We start from the raw sequence: 18,334 nt of genomic DNA, 5'->3' as shown, positions 1-18,334 counted from the left end.
CGCCATGCTGTTCGCTTCCATCGCCCGCTTCGAACTGCGCTACCAGCTGAAGAACCCGGTGTTCTGGGTTTCGGTGGCGATCTTCTTCCTGCTCGGCTTCGGCCTGTCCGCGAGCGCGAACGTCAGCATCGGCACGCCCGGATCGGTGCACGAGAATTCGCCCTACGCGATCGCCTTTGCCCTCGCGCTCATGGGGCTGTTCTACCTGTTCGTGATCACCTCCTTCGTCGCCAACGCGGTGATCCGCGACGACGTGACCGGTTTCGGACCGATGATCCGCGCGACGGCGGTCACGCGCGGCCAGTTTCTCGCCGGGCGCTTCCTAGGCGGTTTAGCCATCGCGATAGTGGGCTATCTGGCATTACCGCTCGGCATCGCCATCGGCGCCGCGATGCCCTGGGTCGATGCGGAGACGCTGGGTCCCGGCGGCCTGGCGGCTTATGCGTGGCCGTACCTGATCATCGCCGTTCCCAACCTCCTGCTCTCCTCGGCCCTGTTGTTCGCGCTGGCGACGACCACGCGGTCGATGCTGGCCAGCTATATCGGCGTGCTCGTGTTCGTGATGGGCTATCTGATCGTCACCGGCGTGTTGGGAGGCCGTCCGGAATATCAGGATCTGCTCGCCCGGTTCGAACCGATGGCGGTGGGCGCGGTGAGCGAAGTCACGCGATATTGGACGGCCGACGAGATGAACAGCCGCCTGCTCCCGTTGACGGGCAATCTGCTGTTCAACCGTATCTTCGTGCTGGCGTTGAGCGGCGCGTTCCTGGGGATCACCTGGTGGCGCTTCAGCATGACCGAGCGCGCGCCCTCCAAGCGCCGCCTGCGCCGGATCGCGCGCAAGGACCGCAAGCTCGCCAAGGCCGCGGCCGTCACCCCCGCAATCGGCGGACGCACGGTCATCACGAGCAAGGGCGCCGGGATCATCGCCGCGCAATTCTGGCTTCGACTGAAGACCGAAATCCTGCTGGTGCTGAAGAGCCCCGGGCTGATCGTGCTCTTGCTGATCGCGCTGATCTACACCGCCTCGGCGCTCTATTTCTCGCAAACCACCTACGGTACGCCGTCCTATCCGCTCACCGCCGACGTGATCACCACGGTGATGGTCGGCATGTTCGTCTTTATCCTGATCGTCGCGGTGTTCTACGGCGGCGAACTGGTCTGGCGAGAGCGCGACACCCGTATCAGCGAGATCGTCGACAGCACTCCGACGCCGGGCTGGGTGATCTTCGTTCCGAAAATCCTCGCGATCCTCGCCGTGCTGCTGACGATGACGATCACGGGTATGCTGACCGGCATCGTCTATCAACTGATCCGCGGCGCCGAACAGATCGACTTGGGCGCCTATCTGGCATGGTATGTGTTGCCGCAAAGCCTCGACCTGCTGCTGATCGCGATCCTGGCGGTGTTCGCGCAGGTCGTCAGCCCGAACAAATATATCGGCTGGGGCCTGATGCTGGTCTGGTTCTTGAGCCGGGTGTTTCTGTCGAACCTCGGTTATACCGACATGCTCTACATATATGGCGGCGGGCCTCGGGAACCGCTCAGCGACATGAACGGGGCTGGCGGTTTCTGGGTCGGCGCGATGTGGGGACGCTTGTATTGGCTGTGCTTCGGCATGCTGCTGCTGGTGATCGCGCATCTCGTCTGGCCGCGCGGTACCGTGGTCGCGGTGCGTCCGCGCTTCGCCGGGCTCGGCCGGCGGCTGAGCCCGGCTTCGGCGATCATCGCGGCGCTGGCCGTGGCCGGAATGGTCGGCAGCGGGATCGTCATTCATCACAACATCAAGGAGCTCAACCAATATCGGACGGACGAAGAGACCGAGCGGCAGACCGCCGATTACGAGCGCAAATATCTGAAATACGAGAATCTGCCGCGCCCGGTGGTGACCGACGTCGCGTTCGACGTCGCGCTCTATCCGGAGCAGCGCCGCATGGACGTGACAGGCCGCTATTCGCTGCGCAACGAAACCGATGTGCCGATCGAACAGGTGCATGTGCGCCAAGGCGACATCACCGTCGATTTCAGCAAGCTGGCGCTCGCCGGCGCCCGCCTGACCGCCTACGACAAGGGCGACCAGTATCGTATCTTCACTTTCGACCGGCCGTTGATGCCCGGCCAGACGACGCGGCTGGATTTCCGTTCGACCGTCTGGCGGCGCGGCTTCAAGAACGGCGGGCCGGACACCGATTTGGTGGCCAATGGCAGCTTCGTGAACAACTTCGTGTTCGCGCCGATCGTCGGCATGGATCGCAATTCGCTGCTGAGCGACCGTACCGAGCGGCGGCGGCAGGGCCTGCCCGACGAATTGCGACCGCCCAAGCTGGAAGACACCGCGGCGCAGCGTGAAAACTATATTCGCGCCGACTGGGTGAATTCGCGCATCACGATCAGCACCGACGCCGATCAGGTGCCGATCGCGCCGGGCAACAAGGTTTCCGACGTGACCAGGGGCGATCGCCGGATCGCGACCTTCGTCAGCCCGGCGCCGATCCTCAATTTCTTCTCGGTCCAGTCGGCCGCTTATGCCGAGGCGCATGAGAATTACGACGGCATCCGTTTGTCGGTCTATTACGACCCGAAGCACGAATGGAACGTGCCCAGGATGCTCGACGCGATGAAGACGTCGCTCGATTATTACCGCCAGAATTTCGGGCCCTATCAATTCGATTACGCGCGGATCATCGAATTTCCCGGCTACAGCAGCTTCGCGCAGGCCTTTGCCGGGACCATCCCCTATTCGGAGAGCATCGGCTTTGCCGCCGACGTGCGCGATCCCGACACGATCGACTATGTCTCCTACGTCACGGCCCACGAACTGGCGCACCAATATTGGGCGCATCAGGTGGTCGGCGCCGGCATGCAGGGCGCCACGTCCATGTCCGAGACGCTGGCGCAATATTCGGCGCTGATGGTGATGAAGCGACTCTACGGTCCCGACAAGATCCGCCGCTTCCTGAAATACGAGCTCGACAGCTATCTGGGCAGCCGCAAGGGCGAAGTGGTCGAGGAACTGCCGCTCTACCGTGTCGAGGACCAGGGTTATATCCATTATCGCAAGGGTTCGCTGGTCATGTATCTGTTGCAGCAGCGGCTGGGCGAGGATGCGGTCGACCGGGCGCTCGCGCGCTTCGTCCGGCGCTTCCGCTTCAAGAGCGCGCCCTATCCGCGCTCGCTCGACCTGATCGCCGAGTTCCGCAAGGAGGCCAGGACGCCCGAGCAGCAAAAGCTGATCACCGACCTGTTCGAGCGGATCACCCTCTACGACCTGAAGGCGGACGAGGCCAAATCGGTCAAGAATACGGACGGCAGCTGGACCACCACCCTGACGCTGGACGCCGCGAAATATTATGCCGACGGCAAGGGCGCGGAGAAGCAGGCGCCGCTGAACGAGGCGATCGAGATCGGCCTGTTCGAGGCCAAGCCCGGCGAAGGCGTGTTCGCATCGTCCGACGTGATAGCGATGGAGCGCCGTCCGCTACGTAGCGGCAAGCAGCAAATCCTGGTGACGAGCGCCGAAAAGCCCGCTTTTGCCGGGGTCGATCCGTATAATTATTATATCGACCGCGATTCCGACGATAACGTCATCGCGGTCGATTGAGCCCGGCAGCGCGGGAGGCTGAACCGACGATATCCTTGCACAAACTGTGCTCCGGCGAAGGCCGGAGCCCGGCAGGCGCCCTCAAATGATGGGCCGCGGCCTTCGCCGGGGCACGAACGGTTCGGATAGACCCGGTCTGACCTTACCCTGCCTAGAGCGCGCGTTCGTACAGCGCGCTCATCCGGCCCCAGGCGCGCTCGGCGGCGGCCTGTTCGTAGGACGGGCTGTCGATCACCGTCCAGCCATGATCGGCGGGATAGACCTCGACCTCCGCCGGGCGGTTCGCCTCCGCCGCGGCCGCGCGCAGCGCCGTCTTGGCCTCGGGGTCCTTTTCGTCGTCATTCTGGCCGATCGCGAACAGATAGCTCGCCTGCGTCCGGCCGAGCAGTTTGTGCGGGCTTAGCGGATCGTCCGGCTTGACCAGCCCGCCGCCATGCAGCGAGGCGGCGGCGCGCACACGGGCCGGAACGGCGGCGGCGGTGAACACGGTGAACGGCCCGCCCATGCAATAGCCGTTGGTGCCGACGCCCTTGGCGGTATCGACCTCGCCGCGCGCATCGAGCCAGCCGATCGCCGACGTGGCGTCGCGCATGACCGCGTCCGGGGTGAGCGCCTTGCGCATCTCGCCCGCCTTGGCGAACCCGTCATTGGCCTGAAAGTCGGCGAAATCGCTGAATTGCGGCGCTTTGCTAGACCGGTAATATTGGTTGGCGACGAGCACGGCATAGCCCTGCCCCGCCAGCCGCCGCGCCATCACCTTGAACGCATCGCGCAGCCCCGCGATGTCGGGCCACATCAGGATCGCGGGATGCTTCCCGGAGGACGGGCGCACGAAAAAGGCGTCCATCGTGCCGTCGGCGGTGGCGACGCTGACCGAGCCCTCGGACAGCAAGGCATCCGCTGCCATGCCGGTGGTTCCGGTCGCGCACGCCGCGAGCGCGGCCATGCTGCCCAGCGCGGCGAACTGGCGGCGGTTCGGGCTCCAGTCGAATCTTCCGGCGCGGCCCGTCCGGGCCAGATCGTCACGCTCGCACATCGCTCGCTCTCCTGTCGTCACCTCGTCGAATGACCATAGAAGCGAACGAACATGGGTAAAGGTTCATGCACGCGAACAAGAGCGTTCGGGCCTATGACGAGTCGCCGGCAGCGTTGTCGTCCGATCCCGTTGAAAAGATGGTCGGGGAGACAGGATTCGAACCTGCGACCCCCTGGTCCCAAACCAGGTGCGCTACCAGCCTGCGCCACTCCCCGACTGCGCCCGCCCCTAGCTTCGCGGGCGCGGAGCGACAAGCATTTTCGGGCGCGCGATCATTGCGCTTGCCCTTGCGCCGCGCGGGCGTAGAGCGAAGCGATGACCGAGCGGATCGAATGCGTGGTGGTGGGCGGCGGTCCGGCGGGGCTGACCGCGGCGATCTATCTCGCGCGCTTCCGCCGCCAGGTCGCCGTGATCGATGCCGGCGGCAGCCGCGCCGCGATGATCCCGCGCTCGCACAATCATGCCGGCTTTCCGGAGGGCATCGCGGGACCCGAACTGCTCCGCCGGATGCGCGAACAGGCCGCGCAATATGGCGCCGATATCCGCGGCGGCACGGTCACCGCCATGCGCCGCGATGGCGAGGGCTTCCGGCTCGAAACCGCCGAGGGCGCGATCCATTCCCGCGCGGTACTGATCGCCACCGGCGTGGTGAACCGCCGCCCGCCGATCGAACAGGCGGCGCATGATGCCGCGCTAGCCGCCGGACTGCTGCGCTATTGCCCGATCTGCGACGCCTATGAGGCGAAAGGGCAACGCATCGCCGTGCTCGGCGCCGACGGGCACGGCGTGGCCGAGGCGCTCTTTCTCAGTACCTATAGCGACCAGGTGGCGCTGCTGACGCTGGTCGCCACCGATCTCGACGCGGGCGACCGCGCCGATCTCGACAAGGCGGGCGTACCGGTGGAGCCGCGCCCGGTCTCGGCGTTCGATTTTTCGGGCGGCAAGGTACGCGTGGCCTTTGCGGATGGCGGCGAGCAGAGCTTCGACACGCTCTACCCCGCGCTGGGTTCGACCGGCAATTGCGAACTGCTCGACGCGATGCATATCTCGCTGGCCGACGAGGATTGCGTGCCGACCGACCGGCATCAGCGGCTCGAGCCGGAGGGGCTTTACGCGGCGGGCGATATCGTCGCCGCGCTCGACCAGATCAGCGTCGCCATGGGTCATGGCGCGGTGGCCGCCACCGCCATGCACAACGATCTGCGCAAGCTGGACGGCAAGACCCCGGCCGACCGCGCGGCCACGCTTTAAGCCGAGGTTAAGGCGGGATCGGTAGCCAAGCCCCAGCACGGGCGGCCGTCATATGGTTTGCCCTTTATGACATGCGCCGATTTCCGGCATTTATGGTATATGCCGCCGAGCCGAGGTTCAGGCGCGATTTCGACGATCATTCGGAGGCCCGATGAGTTTCAGAAACTGGACCGCTGTTTGCGCGGGCGCGCTGGCGCTGCTCGGCACCGTTGCGCTGGCCGCCACCGCCATCCCGACCGAGGCGAGCACCACCGACCGCGGGACTGCTTTCGCTACGGCAGACCGGACCATAGCGGTCCGGCCTGCCGCGCTCCACGCCGAAACGCCCCTGGCGGTACATGCGGCGCCGGCGCGATCCGGCGTTTCGCCGCACATCGACGGGGTGCCGCAGAAACTGCTGGCGAAAGCGATCGACTCGCTCGCCCGGCATCGCGGCGAACTCGCGCAGACGCGGCGCATCGGCATCGTCGATTACGCCGCGCACAGCAGCAGCCCGCGCTTCTACATCGTCGATCTGGAACGGCGCACCGCCCATGCGCTGCGCGTCACCCATGGCAGCGGGTCCGACCCCGATCATGACGGCTATCTCGATCGCTTTTCCGATCGCGACGGTTCCAACGCCACCTCGCGCGGGGCCTATCGCACCGCCGAGGTCTACGATGGCAGATATGGACGCGCCGAACGGCTCGACGGACTCGACGCGAGCAACCGCACCGCGCGCGCACGCGCCATAGTTATCCACAACGCCTGGTATGCCGAACCCGCCATCGTCGCCAGCCAGAAGAAGCTCGGCCGCAGCCAGGGCTGCTTCGCCTTTTCCGCGCACGACTTGCCCGAGGTAATGGACGATCTGCCGCCGGGCAGTCTGATCTACGCCGACAAAATCTAGGCCATTATGTACCTTGCACACCCGTTTCCTTTTTCGTCACCCCAGCGTCATTTTTTCGTCACCCCAGCGTAAGCTGGGGTCTCGGGCGGGATCGCCATGAGGCCTGAGATGCCAGCTTTCCGGGTCCCAACAAAGTACTACTTTGCTGGGTGCCCTTTCCGGGTCCCAACAAAGTACTACTTTGCTGGGTGCCCTTTCGCTGGCATGACGAACAAAGAAAGGCGGAGCCATGCCGTTTGGAATTCCATCCGACTGGGTTTGCAAAGCACATAATCGCCAATCTAGGCGATTATGTACCTTGCACACCCGTTTCCTTTTTTCGTCACCCCAGCGAAAGCTGGGGTCTCGGGCGGGATCGCCATGAGGCCTGAGATGCCAGCTTTCGCTGGCATGACGAAAAGAAAGCGGAGCCATGCCGTTCGGAATTTCCATCCGACTGGGTTTGCCCGTTTCATTTTTTCGTCACCCCAGCGTAAGCTGGGGTCTCGGGCGGGATCGCCATGAGGCCTGAGATGCCAGCTTTCGCTGGCATGACGAACAAAGAAAGGCGGAGCCATGCCGTTTTGAATTTCATCCGACTGGGTTTGCAAAGCACATAATCGCCAAAATCTAAGTTTTCGCACTGCAGCATTTTTCTTGGTGCGGTTGACGCTCATCTGTTAGAGGGAGAAAACCTCTCTTCATGCGTGAGCGGCAGGACATATTCCATGACGAAACGGCAGAATGAAAACTGGATGGCCGCGGGCGTGGAAGCCTGGGCGCTCGGCTTCGAGATGTGGTCCGTGATGGGCCTGCGCATGATGAAGATCGCCGCGGGCGGCGCGGCGGGAGAGAGCGAATCGCGGATCATGATCGAAGAAAAGATGCAGGCCATGGCCGAGCTTCAAACGAAGCTCCTGACCGGCCGTATTTCGAGCGATCTTGCCACCGGATCGCGTCAGGTGATGCGCCATTATTCGGGCAAGGTGAAAGCCAACCGGCGGCGGTTGGGGTAAGCTTGCCCCCCACAGACCTGACGCCATGTGGGTCATTCCGGGCGCGACCCGGAATCCAGGGCCAAGCCGCAGTGTCATATCGCCCTGGATCCCGGATCAAGTCCGGAATGACGGAGGCTTTATGGATCGGCTCGACCGTCGCTCGTGCTGGGAGATTGGTGGGCCCGGAGGGACTCGAACCCCCGACCTAGCCGTTATGAGCGGCCAGCTCTAACCAACTGAGCTACAGGCCCCAACCGTCTCCGCCGTTAGCTGAGGGCGCGTACCGGACGCAAGCGCCTTGGCATGCAGCCCTGTTCGAAGCGCATCCAGAGTGATCGGCGCGATGCCGCGCGCGGCGCAATGCGCGAAGACCGTTTCCCACCAGGCGTAGAACGTTTCCAGATCGGCTGTGCTGCGGACATAGGGCGTGTAGCCCGGCGCGAGCGAGGGCGAGTGGAAGGAGAAGACGAGCAGCGGCAGCTTCTGCGCCAACGCGGCGTCCACCGCCGCCACCGCCTTGCCCGCCGATATGCCCTCCGGCGTCAGCGCGATGCGCTCGACCAGCCCCAGACGGCTCAGCACCGCACGCAGATTGGGCCGTGTCCCGTTCGCATGAAACAGCCCCGCCCCCTTCGGTCCCAAAAGCCCGGATAGCAGGCTGGTCACGGGCAGTTCGGCGAGGGTTCCGCGCTTCAGCCAGTATGGCGCAAGCGGCGCTCCGGAATAATCCGGCCCGCCCTGCCCGCGATAGTCGAACAGGCTGCGCACCGAACTGTCGCAGTCGAGTCCGAATTCGCCGAGGATCGCCGGGCTCGCCGGTCCCGCCCCGTACCGGCCCGCCCGGTAGATTTTCGATTCGACGCCGACATGGCGCTCGATCGCCTCGTACAGCGCGGCGAATTTGCGGCGTTCGAGATTGGGCGGAAGGTTGCAAGCATAGCTGTTATGGACCGAGACCGCTTTTTCGAACGGCGGGCTGACCCATGGATGCAGCTGCACGCCGACATCGGCCTGCCCCCCCCTGCACCAGCCCGACAGCATCTCGGCCGCCGCGCCATCGGTCGCGATCGGATAGTCGACCAGATAGATCGGCCGCACCGCGTGATGCTCGCAAAACCGCTGGAAGCGCGGCATCGCGGCGACATGCTGCAGGTCGTGACCATCGCGCGTGAACGGACCGTTCCAGTCGAACTCTTCTTCGGTATCGATGGTTACGATGAAGCGCGGGCGCCACTTCGGACCGAAATCGACCGGCACGCCATCGCCGAGCGGCCAGCGCGGATCGCAGGGCGGTTCGCGTTGGTCCATATGCCGGCTTGCTCCGTCAGTCGATCCGGCCTGCACCCTCGCGGCCGAGCCGTTCCTTGACGGCCGGAAGCCGCAATAACAGCGACTCCTCTTCGAAACGTAAATCCCCGCCAGCCGCCCGCGCAAGGTTTCGCACCAGGCGCAGCGAGAAGCCGAGGCCGAGCAACGGTCCGCCGGCATCGTCGATGCTGCTCTCCGTGCTCAGCAACTCCTCTTCGCTGCAAGCCATCAGCCTTTTGGGACGGGAGATGTCGATCAGATTGGCCGGTTCGAGGCCGATTCTGGTGCGAATGGTGCAATCGATCCGCTCGCCGCGTTCGCAGCCGATCACCAGCGCCGAGACCAGCCGCGTCACGATCCGCTTGGCCGATTGCTGGCCGAGCGCGAAGGCGCGTACCGTCTCCGCCTTGCGCAGATGAAGCGAGACGCCGCGCATGTCGGTGAGCGTCTGCAGCCGATCCGCCATGCGGCCGAGCAACCAGCCCGCTTCGGTCACGCCGTCATCCCGCTCGAGCCGCCCGGTCTCGATTCGCGCGGCGAGATCCAGATCGTCGAAGCCCGAAAGCAGCCGCCGCGCGTCGTCGAGGATGCTCTCGGCCAGCGCGCGATAGCCGGTCGAGACGGGGCCGAACAATTGCTGCTCGATGATCTCGGCGAACCCGATGATCGCGTTCAGCGGCGTGCGCAGTTCATGGACGAGCTGACGCATCTGGTCGCCGGTCTCCTCGCTTCCTCGCACGCTAATGCTGGCGTCGTCGGCGGCATGGGGTCGGCGCATGACCCCGCTGAAACCGATGAAGCGCCCGTCCAGATCGTCGAACACGGGTCCGGCTTGGATGCGCCAGTCTCCCGTCACCATCGGGGCGCCGGTCAGCCGCATCCGCGCGCCCGCGATCGGCATGCGCTGGCGGAAGGCGGCGGCGGCGAACGCGTCCGGGCCGGGATCCTCTTCATAGGCTTCCTGCGCGATCGACACGCCCGTAACGGCGCCCACGGGCACGCCCTCGGCATCGCGGATGATCCCGCGCGCGTCGGTTTCAAAGGTAAAGCGCTGGGCCGGGAGTTCGCCCTCGGCCAGGCTGCCGCCCTCGAGCGGCAATTGCGGCGCCTCGGCATGTTCGCGCGCGCGCTGGAAATTGCGGATGCGATCGACCAGCGCGCTGATCTGCGACCGCGATTCGCCTTCGATGGCCGGGGCGAAATCGTCATCGAAGGGAGAACGCCGGGCGTTCGGCCGCTCTGCTGCGGCGATTGGCTGCTTTGCGCTTTCGCTTTGCGCAGCATCGGCTGAGGGGAGCACGAAATCCGCATGCGCCCAGGCACCGAGCGCACGGGTCGTCGCATGACCGATGTCGGCGCGCTGGCGCAGAAAGCCGCGCGCGCGGGTCGGCAGGCCGGGCACCATCGCCGCCCAATCCTCGTCATCGAGCCGCGCGGCGCGCACCGCCTCGGCCGCCACGGACGGCCTGTCCGAACATAGGAAGCGCACCAGCGGCGGCGACCGCAGACGCCCCGACAGACCGCGCACGCTTTCGGCCCGTACCGTTTCACCGACATGCGGATAAAGCTGACGGAGGCGGGCCAGGCCAACGGCGACATCGGTGCTGTCCTGCCCCGCGGGCCGCTGCGCGAGCACATCGATCAACTGACGCCACTGCGTCACCGCATGGCCGGATTGAAGGCCAGACAACGCAGTTTTAAGACGATCGTCGAAGCGCACGTCGGGGTTCCTGTTGCTCGAAGCTGGCCAGCCGGCTCGTTGCACTGACCGGTAGCGCGGCCCGCCACGATCCGAAAGCCGCTTATGCACCCCGCCCTGAGATGGGACAATTGCAATGGCGGATAATTAAATTATAAGGAACAGACCATTTAGGGGGGTCTGATAACAGGTAATGGCTGCCATCCATCTTGACGACATAGATTTGAAACTGCTCGCCGAGCTCCAGAAGAACGGCCGGATGACCAATGTCGAGTTGGCGCAGCGTGTCGGGCTAACCGCGCCGCCATGCCTCCGGCGCATGCGCGCACTGGAAAAGGCCGGCGTGATCCGCGCCTATCACGCGCATGTCGATCCCGCGCAGTTGGGCTATTCGATCACCGTGTTCGCGATGGTCAGCCTGAAGAGCCAGGCCGAGGACGATCTGCGCGCCTTCGAAGACCATGTATGCGCGCTGCCCGAAGTGCGCGAATGCCATATGCTGAACGGCGAAATCGATTTCATCCTGAAAATCGTCAGCCACGATCTGCAGAGCTTCCAGCAATTGCTCACCGGCAAGCTGACCAGCGCGCCCAATGTGTCGAGCGTAAAAACCTCGCTCACCATCCGCACGGTCAAGGATATGCCGGGCGTGCCGATTCCCTCGGAACTGGGCTGAAACTGCCAACGTGAAAACGGCCCCGAAAGCGAGGCCGTTTTCATTATATCGTAGCTATTGCTCAGCTCGCAGCAGCGGCCGCTGCAACCGCCGCAGTGGTGCCCTTTTCGAGATAAAGCTTCCAGTAGTCGGCGATCGCTTCGCGGTTTCCTGACTGAACTGCGTCGAAATCCTCCATCGCACCGGACTTGTCACCTGATTGCGCGCGGGCGATACCACGGCGCGTGTGGATCTCGTCCGCATCGACGCTGCCCTTTTCCAGTGCGACGGTGTAGAGATCGGCAGCCTTCGCATAGTCGCCATAACCCAGATAGGCGTCGGCGGTGACGGCTGCCGTCTTGCCGGTCGATGCGGAGCGGGCATCCTTCTCCGCACCGGCAAGCCCCGCCTTGTCGCCCGAGACATTGCCCTGCGCCACCTTGCGCTGTTCGTTCAGATAGGTGCTGTTCGATACGCCATTCGCCGAAGCCTCGTCGATCACCGCGACGACCTCGCCAGGTAGCCGACGCGGATCGGCGGCATCGACATATTCGCCATAATCACGCTCGCTTTTGAGCGCGCCGACCTGCCGCATCAGACGCATCAAATCGAGATTTTCCTGCGTCGTGAGGTTCACCCCGTCGCGATAGACCACCAAGGTATCGCGCCAGTTGGTCTGATCGGGATAAGCCTGGACCAGACGCCCGAGCCAAATCGACGCCTCGGTGCCATTCTTCGCATCGAGAGCCAGCGCAGCGCCACGCTTGAACCAATTTTCCGGCACCGTCTGGCCTGCAGCCTTTCGATCGTCGATCGCCGTGTTCAACCATTTGAGTGCGGCAGCGCTATCGCCGGCATTGTTGTTTGCCTCGGCCAAAGTTGTCGCAATATCATTATCGCGGTAACCCGCTTCGTAAGCCCGCTGCAAATATTCAACAGCCTTGGCATAATCCTTATCTTGATAGGCGAACTGGCCGGCGAAAAAGGAATAGCGCGAATTTTCTTCCGGACTGGCAAGGCCGCTGTCGAGAACCATCTGAATGCCGCTTTTTTGCAGAGCCTGATCGCTGGTCTTGCTGCCTAACTGGATCGCTACGTTGCCCGCCCAATACATATCGTTCGGTGCCGTGACCGAGCCTGCGCTTGCGTCGTAAGCGGTCTTCGCTCCGGCAAAATCACCGGCCTGCAACAGATTGACCGTTTTGTTATAGCCTTCGGCATAGGCTTTGGTCGGGCTCGGAACACGCTGTTCGGTCTGCGCCGCCTCTTCTTTTTTCTTCGCAGCCTGGGCAGCGGTCGGCATTACGGCCGTCAACGAACCGGCCAATATCATGGCCAAAGCCTTTGATGAAATGCGTTTCATGTCTTTCCTTCCCATTTCGGCTGAATTATCCCGTTCAAGCCGTTGATGTCCTTCACTTCCCCGAAGAAGCTTTGCTTGTCCTCTAAATGAAGGGAAGCGGCTGAATAGTGTTTGAACGCCGCAATGCCGGTGCTGGTTGCAGGCATGGGTTGCGATGTCGCGGCGAGGCGTTAGGGATTGCGGCCATGCTTGCCCTGCTTTCCCCCGCCAAGACGCTGGATTATAACAGCGAACTGCCCGATCACGATACGAGCGTCCCCAGGCTGGATGCGAAAACGAGGCGGCTGGTGTCGGCCGCATCGAATTTGACGAAAAAGAAGCTGTCCGGCATCATGCACATCTCGGACAAGCTGACCGCGCTCAATTACGCGCGGTTCCGCGATTTCTGGGACCAGCCCGAGCGCGCCGCGATCTACGCCTTCGCCGGCGACGTCTACACCGGCTTCGAGGCGAAAAGCCTCGACCGTGAAACGATCGATTTCGCGCAGGATCATGTCCGCATCCTGTCCGGCCTCTATGGCCTGCTGCGCCCGCTCGACGAGATCCGTCCCTATCGGTTGGAAATGGGCACGCGCTGGGCGCCGCGATACGACAGGCTGACCGATTTCTGGGGCAAGGATATCGCCGACATATTGGCGGACGATCTCGATGCCGAAGGATCGGGCGTCATAATCAATCTGGCGAGCCGGGAATATTATGCCGCGGTCGAGGAATCGCAAACCGTGCGCGCGGCCCGCCTGATCTCGATCGATTTTAGAGAAGACGGTCCCAAGGGCCTGCGTTTCAATAGTTTCGCCGCCAAGCAGGCCCGCGGCATGATGGCGCGCTATATCTGCGAGCATCGCTTGGAGGATCCCGAGGCGCTGAAAGAGTTCGACAGCGACGGCTATCGGTACGTCGAGGATGGGTCCGAGGGTGACAGCTGGCGATTTGTCCGCGCGACCGGATAAATATTAGGCAAGCCCAGTTCCGTTCGTCCTGAGCTTGTCGAAGGACCGCCCTTTTGGGGCGGTTATGTGCTTTGCAAACCCTGTCGGATGGAAATTCAGAAACGGCATAGCTGCGCCTTTCTTTGTTCGTCATGCCAGCGAAAGGGCACGGAAAGCTGGCATCTCAGGCCTCATGGCGATCCCGTCCGAGACCCCGGCTTTCGCTGGGGTGACGAACAAAGGAAACGGGTGTGCAAGGTATATAATCGCCTTTTTGGGGCTCTCGGTGCGAAAGAAGAGCAAGGCTTCGGCAAGCTCAGCCCGAACGGAATTGGGAACTGGAATGCAAAAGTCCGCGATCATCATCGGCGCTTCGGGCGGCATTGGCGCGGCGCTGGTCGCTGCACTGGAGAACGAAGGCGACTATGCCGTCACCGCCCTCGCCCGCTCCTTCACCGGCGATACGCATATCGATATCACCGATGAAGCGAGTATCAGGGCCGGCGCCGATCGCTGTGCGGCTCTGCAGCCCGAACTCGTCATCCTCGCCGCCGGCCTGCTCCATGACGATGAGCGCGGCCCCGAAAAGGCGCTGCGCGATCTCGATGGCGACTGGCTGGCGCGCCAATATGCGGTCAACGCCATCGGCCCGGCGCTGGTCGCCAAGCATTTCCTGCCGATCGTGAAGGCGAGCGGTATCGTCCGGTTCGCGGCTTTGTCGGCGCGTGTCGGCAGCATTTCGGACAACCGGCTGGGCGGCTGGTACGGCTACCGTGCCTCCAAGGCCGCGCTCAACCAGCTGATCCGCAGCCTCGCCATCGAATATCGCCGCACCAACGAGCGCTCGATCGTCGTGGCGCTCCATCCGGGCACCGTCGACACCCCATTGTCCAAACCGTTTCAGGGCAATGTGGCGGAGGGCAAACTGTTCTCGCCAGGCCGCGCCGCGCTGCAATTGCTCGACGTGCTCGACGATCTGAAGCCCGGCGACAGCGACAAAATCTTCGCGTGGGATGGCGAGGAAATCGCGCCATGACGTCATGACGGCGTGACGCCGCCCGGTACGTCCTCCAAAAATCTGTAGATAACCCCGAAAACAGCCCTGCCCGACTGGCATTCGCCGCGCCGATGCCCTAGGCTTTCATCAACCCGAAACAATCAGGATAATCGCTTGTGAGCGACGATGGCGCCGTGATCGATCCCGGCCAACCCCCCCGCGACATTTCCCCCATCTCGATCGTCGACGAGATGCGTACCAGCTATCTCGATTATGCGATGTCGGTGATCGTCAGCCGCGCGCTGCCCGATGTGCGCGACGGCCTGAAACCGGTCCACCGGCGCATACTGTATGCCAGCCAGGAAGGCGGCTTCGTCGCCGGGCGGCCCTACCGCAAATCGGCCAAGATCGTCGGCGATGTGATGGGCAATTACCATCCGCATGGCGACAGCGCGATCTACGACGCGCTCGCGCGGATGACGCAGGACTGGTCGATGCGCGTGACGCTGATCGACGGCCAAGGCAATTTCGGCTCGATGGACCCCGATCCGCCGGCCTCGATGCGCTATACCGAGGCGCGGCTGGCCAAGGTCGCCAATTCGCTGCTCGCCGATCTCGACAAGGATACCGTCGACTTCACGCCCAATTATGACGGCAGCCGCGAGGAGCCGCAGGTGCTGCCCGCGCGCTTCCCCAATCTGCTGGTCAACGGCGCGGGCGGCATCGCCGTCGGCATGGCGACCAACATTCCGCCGCATAATCTGGGCGAGGTGATCGCCGCGGCCTTGGCCTATATCGACAATCCCGGCATCGAGCTCGACGAACTGATCGAGATCGTCCCCGGCCCCGACTTCCCCACCGCGCCGATCATCCTCGGCAAGGGCGGCGCAAGGCTCGCCTATACCGAAGGGCGTGGATCGATCATGATGCGCGCGCGGCACGAGCTGGAGGAAACGCGCGGCGGCAATCGAGGAGAGGGGCGCCGCTCGATCGTGCTCACCTCGATCCCCTATCAGGTCGGCAAGAACGGGCTCGTAGAAAAAATCGCCGAGGCGGCCAAGGACCGGCGGATCGAGAATGTCTCGGACATCCGCGACGAATCGAGCCGCAAGGGCGTGCGCATCGTCATCGATCTTAAGCGCGACGCCACGCCCGAAGTGGTGCTGAACCAGCTATGGCGGCACACGCCCGCGCAATCGAGTTTTCCGGCCAATATGCTCGCGATCAGGGGCGGTCGTCCGGAAACGCTGAACCTGCGTGAGATCATCGAAGCCTTTGTGAAGTTTCGCGAAGAAGTCATTACGCGGCGGACGAAATTCGAACTCAACAAGGCGCGCGAACGGGCCCATCTGCTGCTCGGCCTGGTCATCGCGGTCACCAATCTCGATGAAGTCGTTCGAATCATTCGCGGCTCGTCCAGCCCCGCCGCCGCGCGCGCCGCGCTCAGCGCGCGCGAATGGCCGGTGGCCGAGATCGCCAGCTATATCGCGCTGGTCGAAGCGGTCGAGCATGAGGTCGACGGCGACACCTATAAATTGTCAGAGCGACAGGTGAAGGCGATCCTCGATCTGCGGCTGCACCGGCTTACCGCGCTCGGCCGCGACGAGATCGGCGGCGAGCTCCAGGAGCTGGCCGATAAGATCGAGGGCTTTCTCGCCATCCTCGCCGATCGGCGCAAATTGTTCGACGTGATGCGCGGCGAGCTCGAGGCGATCCGCGACGAATTCGCGACGCCCCGCCTCAGCGAAATCGCGCCGAGCTGGGAGGGCCTCGAGGACGAAGACCTGATGGAGCGCGAGGAGATGGTCGTTACCGTCACCCATGGCGGCTATATCAAGCGCACCGCCCTGGCTTCCTTCCGCGCGCAGAAACGCGGCGGCAAGGGCCGCGCCGGGATGGCCACCAAGGACGAGGATGCGGTCACCGAACTGTTCGTCACTTCGACGCACACGCCGGTGCTGTTCTTCTCGAACAAGGGACAGGTATACCGCCTAAAGGTCTGGAAACTTCCGGAAGGTGGCCCGCAGACGCGCGGTCGTCCCATGGTCAATTTGCTGCCGCTCAGCGAGGGCGAGGTCATCACCAATGTCCAGCCCTTGCCCGAGGATGAGGGCGAGTGGGGCGATCTGCACATCGTCTTCGCCACCGCGCACGGCATCGTCCGGCGCAACAGCATGGACGCGTTCACCAACGTCCCGACGGGCGGCAAGATCGCCATGCGCTTCGACCCTGATAAAACCAGGGGGGGCAGCGATGACCGGTTGATCGGCGTGCGGCTGCTGACCGAGGAGCACGACGTGTTCTTGGCGAGCCGCGAGGGCAAGGCGATCCGCTTTGCCGCCACCGATGTGCGCGAGTTCCAGAGCCGCACCGCCACCGGCGTGCGCGGCATGAACCTGGCCGACGGCGATGAGCTGATCTCGATGGCCACGCTCAGGACCGACGACACGACTTCCGAAGAGCGCGACGCCTATCTGCGCGCCGCGCCGTGGAAGGAGAATGAGGCCGAGAGCACGCTCGGTCAGGACCGGATGGATCATCTCGCTCAGAATGAGGAGTTCATCATGACGGTCTGCGCCAATGGCTATGGCAAGATCTCGAGCGCTTATGATTACCGCCAGATCGGCCGCGGCGGCAAGGGTCTGATCAATATCGACAATATCGGCCGCAACGGCCCCGTCGTTGCCAGCTTCCCGGTCGTGTCCGGCCAGCAGCTGATGCTGGTGACCGATCAGGCCAAGATGATCCGGCTGGGCCTTAGCTCGATGCGCGTGATCGGCCGCAATTCGGCGGGCGTGCGGCTGTTCGACGTCGCCAGGAACGAACATGTCGTCGGCGCGGCGCGGATCGACGAGGACGAGGAGCCGGAGAACGAGGCCGAGGAAGCGATCGCCGAGGAGATGGCGGAGGGCGATCCCAATGCCGTGCGCCTGGACGACGGTACCGGCCCGGACACGCTCGACGAACATGTCGAGGAAGATGATCCGGACAGCGAGGATCAGGGCGAAAGCGAGGACTAGACCAAATGCTCGGCGAGCCAGGCGGCGACGTCTTCCTCGCCGAGTTCGCCGGCGGCCAGTCGCTGCATCATGATCGTCGCTTCGGCCTTATCGAATGCGATAGCGACATCGTTGAGCGCTAGAAAAAGACGCGCCGCGACCCAGGCGGTGCGCTTGTTGCCATCGACGAAGGGATGGTTGCGCGCGATGCCAAAGGCATAAGCGGCCGCCAAGGTCGCCGCGCCTTTTTGCGTATACAACGACTGATTTACTGGACGCGCAAGCGCCAATTCAAGACCGTTTTCGTCGCGCAGGCCCGTGCCGCCACCATGTTCGGCGAGCTGGCGATCATGAACCGCTTCGACGATACGCCGGTCCAGCCAGCGCCAGTCGGTCATTTTGCCAGAACGCGGAGGACGTCCCGATCCTCACGCATGATCGTCTCGGCCTTATCCATCGCCTCGGCAAAATCGGCGTCATAGCCCGTCAGCGCGAATTGGCCGTCGGGTTGCTCGGTCAGATACAGGTCATCGCCCTGCTCTACGCGTAGCCGCGCCAGAACGTCCTTGGGCAGGATCACGCCGGTGCTGTTGCCGACCTTGATGAGTTTGAGCTGCTTCGTCATAACGT

Annotated in this window: 15 protein-coding genes and 2 tRNA genes; 8 read left to right on the top strand and 9 right to left on the bottom strand. The window is 63.6% G+C overall.

The window, feature by feature from the left end:
- Positions 1–4: 4 nt before the first annotated feature.
- On the top strand, positions 5–3,601 hold the full coding sequence (locus ACOQPC_RS07990; protein ID WP_420605219.1) for an ABC transporter permease/M1 family aminopeptidase: 3,597 nt from the start codon (positions 5–7) through the stop codon (positions 3,599–3,601).
- Between the two features lie 151 nt (positions 3,602–3,752).
- Here the strand turns inward: ACOQPC_RS07990 and ACOQPC_RS07985 are convergent, their stop codons facing one another.
- Both ACOQPC_RS07985 and ACOQPC_RS07980 read right to left on the bottom strand, forming a co-directional pair.
- On the bottom strand, positions 3,753–4,637 hold the full coding sequence (locus ACOQPC_RS07985) for a dienelactone hydrolase family protein (RefSeq protein WP_420605218.1): 885 nt from the start codon (positions 4,635–4,637) through the stop codon (positions 3,753–3,755).
- A 138-nt stretch (positions 4,638–4,775) separates the two neighbouring features.
- Positions 4,776–4,852, bottom strand: a tRNA-Pro gene (locus tag ACOQPC_RS07980).
- 100 nt (positions 4,853–4,952) lie between these two features.
- Here ACOQPC_RS07980 and ACOQPC_RS07975 point away from each other — a divergent pair.
- The 3 genes from ACOQPC_RS07975 (at position 4,953) to ACOQPC_RS07965 (ending at position 7,772) form a co-directional block, all read left to right on the top strand.
- Positions 4,953–5,888 (top strand): NAD(P)/FAD-dependent oxidoreductase, encoded by a 936-nt coding sequence (locus ACOQPC_RS07975; protein ID WP_420605217.1) that lies wholly within the window; start codon positions 4,953–4,955, stop codon positions 5,886–5,888.
- Positions 5,889–6,039: 151 nt separating this feature from the next.
- A complete protein-coding gene (locus ACOQPC_RS07970; protein ID WP_420605216.1) occupies positions 6,040–6,777 on the top strand; it encodes a murein L,D-transpeptidase catalytic domain-containing protein in 738 nt (245 codons plus the stop codon).
- Between the two features lie 707 nt (positions 6,778–7,484).
- Positions 7,485–7,772: a hypothetical protein gene (locus ACOQPC_RS07965; protein ID WP_420605215.1), complete on the top strand. Its 288-nt coding sequence runs from the start codon at positions 7,485–7,487 to the stop codon at positions 7,770–7,772.
- Positions 7,773–7,928: 156 nt separating this feature from the next.
- On the opposite strand, the gene ACOQPC_RS07960 is transcribed toward ACOQPC_RS07965, so the two are convergent.
- The 3 genes from ACOQPC_RS07960 to ACOQPC_RS07950 all read right to left on the bottom strand — a co-directional run bounded on the left by ACOQPC_RS07960 (position 7,929) and on the right by ACOQPC_RS07950 (position 10,782).
- Positions 7,929–8,005, bottom strand: a tRNA-Ile gene (locus ACOQPC_RS07960).
- On the bottom strand, positions 7,983–9,062 hold the full coding sequence (locus ACOQPC_RS07955; RefSeq protein WP_420605214.1) for a polysaccharide deacetylase family protein: 1,080 nt from the start codon (positions 9,060–9,062) through the stop codon (positions 7,983–7,985). Before ACOQPC_RS07955 ends, ACOQPC_RS07960 begins: the two co-directional genes overlap by 23 nt.
- 16 nt (positions 9,063–9,078) lie before the next feature.
- Complete coding sequence (locus tag ACOQPC_RS07950; RefSeq protein WP_420605213.1) at positions 9,079–10,782, bottom strand: sensor histidine kinase; 1,704 nt, start codon at positions 10,780–10,782, stop codon at positions 9,079–9,081.
- 172 nt (positions 10,783–10,954) lie between these two features.
- On the opposite strand from ACOQPC_RS07950, the gene ACOQPC_RS07945 reads away from it, so the two are divergent.
- The gene (locus ACOQPC_RS07945; RefSeq protein ID WP_420605212.1) at positions 10,955–11,437 is read left to right on the top strand and encodes an Lrp/AsnC family transcriptional regulator; all 483 of its coding nucleotides are present in this window, start codon (positions 10,955–10,957) and stop codon (positions 11,435–11,437) included.
- A 61-nt stretch (positions 11,438–11,498) separates the two neighbouring features.
- On the opposite strand, the gene ACOQPC_RS07940 is transcribed toward ACOQPC_RS07945, so the two are convergent.
- Together ACOQPC_RS07940 and ACOQPC_RS07935 are read right to left on the bottom strand one after the other, a co-directional pair.
- Positions 11,499–12,779, bottom strand: a complete 1,281-nt coding sequence (locus ACOQPC_RS07940; protein WP_420605211.1) for a tetratricopeptide repeat protein — start codon at positions 12,777–12,779, stop codon at positions 11,499–11,501.
- Positions 12,776–12,925: a hypothetical protein gene (locus ACOQPC_RS07935; protein ID WP_420605210.1), complete on the bottom strand. Its 150-nt coding sequence runs from the start codon at positions 12,923–12,925 to the stop codon at positions 12,776–12,778. Before ACOQPC_RS07935 ends, ACOQPC_RS07940 begins: the two co-directional genes overlap by 4 nt.
- A gap of 39 nt (positions 12,926–12,964) precedes the next feature.
- On the opposite strand from ACOQPC_RS07935, the gene yaaA reads away from it, so the two are divergent.
- The 3 genes from yaaA (at position 12,965) to gyrA (ending at position 17,725) form a co-directional block, all read left to right on the top strand.
- A complete protein-coding gene (yaaA, locus tag ACOQPC_RS07930; protein ID WP_420605209.1) occupies positions 12,965–13,729 on the top strand; it encodes a peroxide stress protein YaaA in 765 nt (254 codons plus the stop codon).
- Positions 13,730–14,051: 322 nt separating this feature from the next.
- The gene (locus ACOQPC_RS07925) at positions 14,052–14,744 is read left to right on the top strand and encodes an SDR family NAD(P)-dependent oxidoreductase (protein ID WP_420605208.1); all 693 of its coding nucleotides are present in this window, start codon (positions 14,052–14,054) and stop codon (positions 14,742–14,744) included.
- Positions 14,745–14,956: 212 nt separating this feature from the next.
- Positions 14,957–17,725: a DNA gyrase subunit A gene (gene gyrA, locus ACOQPC_RS07920; protein WP_420608099.1), complete on the top strand. Its 2,769-nt coding sequence runs from the start codon at positions 14,957–14,959 to the stop codon at positions 17,723–17,725.
- On the opposite strand, the gene ACOQPC_RS07915 is transcribed toward gyrA, so the two are convergent.
- Entirely contained in the window at positions 17,722–18,102 is a 381-nt protein-coding gene (locus ACOQPC_RS07915; protein ID WP_420605207.1) for a type II toxin-antitoxin system death-on-curing family toxin, read from the bottom strand. The two genes, gyrA and ACOQPC_RS07915, sit on opposite strands and share 4 nt — an antisense overlap.
- Positions 18,099–18,329 (bottom strand): AbrB/MazE/SpoVT family DNA-binding domain-containing protein, encoded by a 231-nt coding sequence (locus ACOQPC_RS07910; protein ID WP_420605206.1) that lies wholly within the window; start codon positions 18,327–18,329, stop codon positions 18,099–18,101. The genes ACOQPC_RS07915 and ACOQPC_RS07910 overlap by 4 nt, the downstream gene beginning before the upstream one ends.
- Positions 18,330–18,334 lie beyond the last annotated feature (5 nt).

The organism is Novosphingopyxis sp. (assembly GCF_965218915.1).
Lineage (GTDB): Bacteria > Pseudomonadota > Alphaproteobacteria > Sphingomonadales > Sphingomonadaceae > Novosphingopyxis.
The sequence above is the reverse complement of the archived record's forward strand: the minus strand, read 5'-3'. Positions and strand labels throughout refer to the sequence as shown.

What these genes read in the sequence shown, in the direction of transcription:
- ACOQPC_RS07990 (WP_420605219.1), top strand. Translation starts at nt 5, where the DNA reads ATGCTGTTCGCTTCCATCGCCCGCTTCGAACTGCGCTACCAGCTGAAG.
- ACOQPC_RS07985 (WP_420605218.1), bottom strand. Translation starts at nt 4,637, where the DNA reads ATGTGCGAGCGTGACGATCTGGCCCGGACGGGCCGCGCCGGAAGATTC.
- ACOQPC_RS07975 (WP_420605217.1), top strand. Translation starts at nt 4,953, where the DNA reads ATGACCGAGCGGATCGAATGCGTGGTGGTGGGCGGCGGTCCGGCGGGG.
- ACOQPC_RS07970 (WP_420605216.1), top strand. Translation starts at nt 6,040, where the DNA reads ATGAGTTTCAGAAACTGGACCGCTGTTTGCGCGGGCGCGCTGGCGCTG.
- ACOQPC_RS07965 (WP_420605215.1), top strand. Translation starts at nt 7,485, where the DNA reads ATGACGAAACGGCAGAATGAAAACTGGATGGCCGCGGGCGTGGAAGCC.
- ACOQPC_RS07955 (WP_420605214.1), bottom strand. Translation starts at nt 9,062, where the DNA reads ATGGACCAACGCGAACCGCCCTGCGATCCGCGCTGGCCGCTCGGCGAT.
- ACOQPC_RS07945 (WP_420605212.1), top strand. Translation starts at nt 10,955, where the DNA reads ATGGCTGCCATCCATCTTGACGACATAGATTTGAAACTGCTCGCCGAG.
- ACOQPC_RS07940 (WP_420605211.1), bottom strand. Translation starts at nt 12,779, where the DNA reads ATGAAACGCATTTCATCAAAGGCTTTGGCCATGATATTGGCCGGTTCG.
- ACOQPC_RS07935 (WP_420605210.1), bottom strand. Translation starts at nt 12,925, where the DNA reads ATGCCTGCAACCAGCACCGGCATTGCGGCGTTCAAACACTATTCAGCC.
- yaaA (WP_420605209.1), top strand. Translation starts at nt 12,965, where the DNA reads ATGCTTGCCCTGCTTTCCCCCGCCAAGACGCTGGATTATAACAGCGAA.
- ACOQPC_RS07925 (WP_420605208.1), top strand. Translation starts at nt 14,052, where the DNA reads ATGCAAAAGTCCGCGATCATCATCGGCGCTTCGGGCGGCATTGGCGCG.
- gyrA (WP_420608099.1), top strand. Translation starts at nt 14,957, where the DNA reads ATGCGTACCAGCTATCTCGATTATGCGATGTCGGTGATCGTCAGCCGC.
- ACOQPC_RS07915 (WP_420605207.1), bottom strand. Translation starts at nt 18,102, where the DNA reads ATGACCGACTGGCGCTGGCTGGACCGGCGTATCGTCGAAGCGGTTCAT.
- ACOQPC_RS07910 (WP_420605206.1), bottom strand. Translation starts at nt 18,329, where the DNA reads ATGACGAAGCAGCTCAAACTCATCAAGGTCGGCAACAGCACCGGCGTG.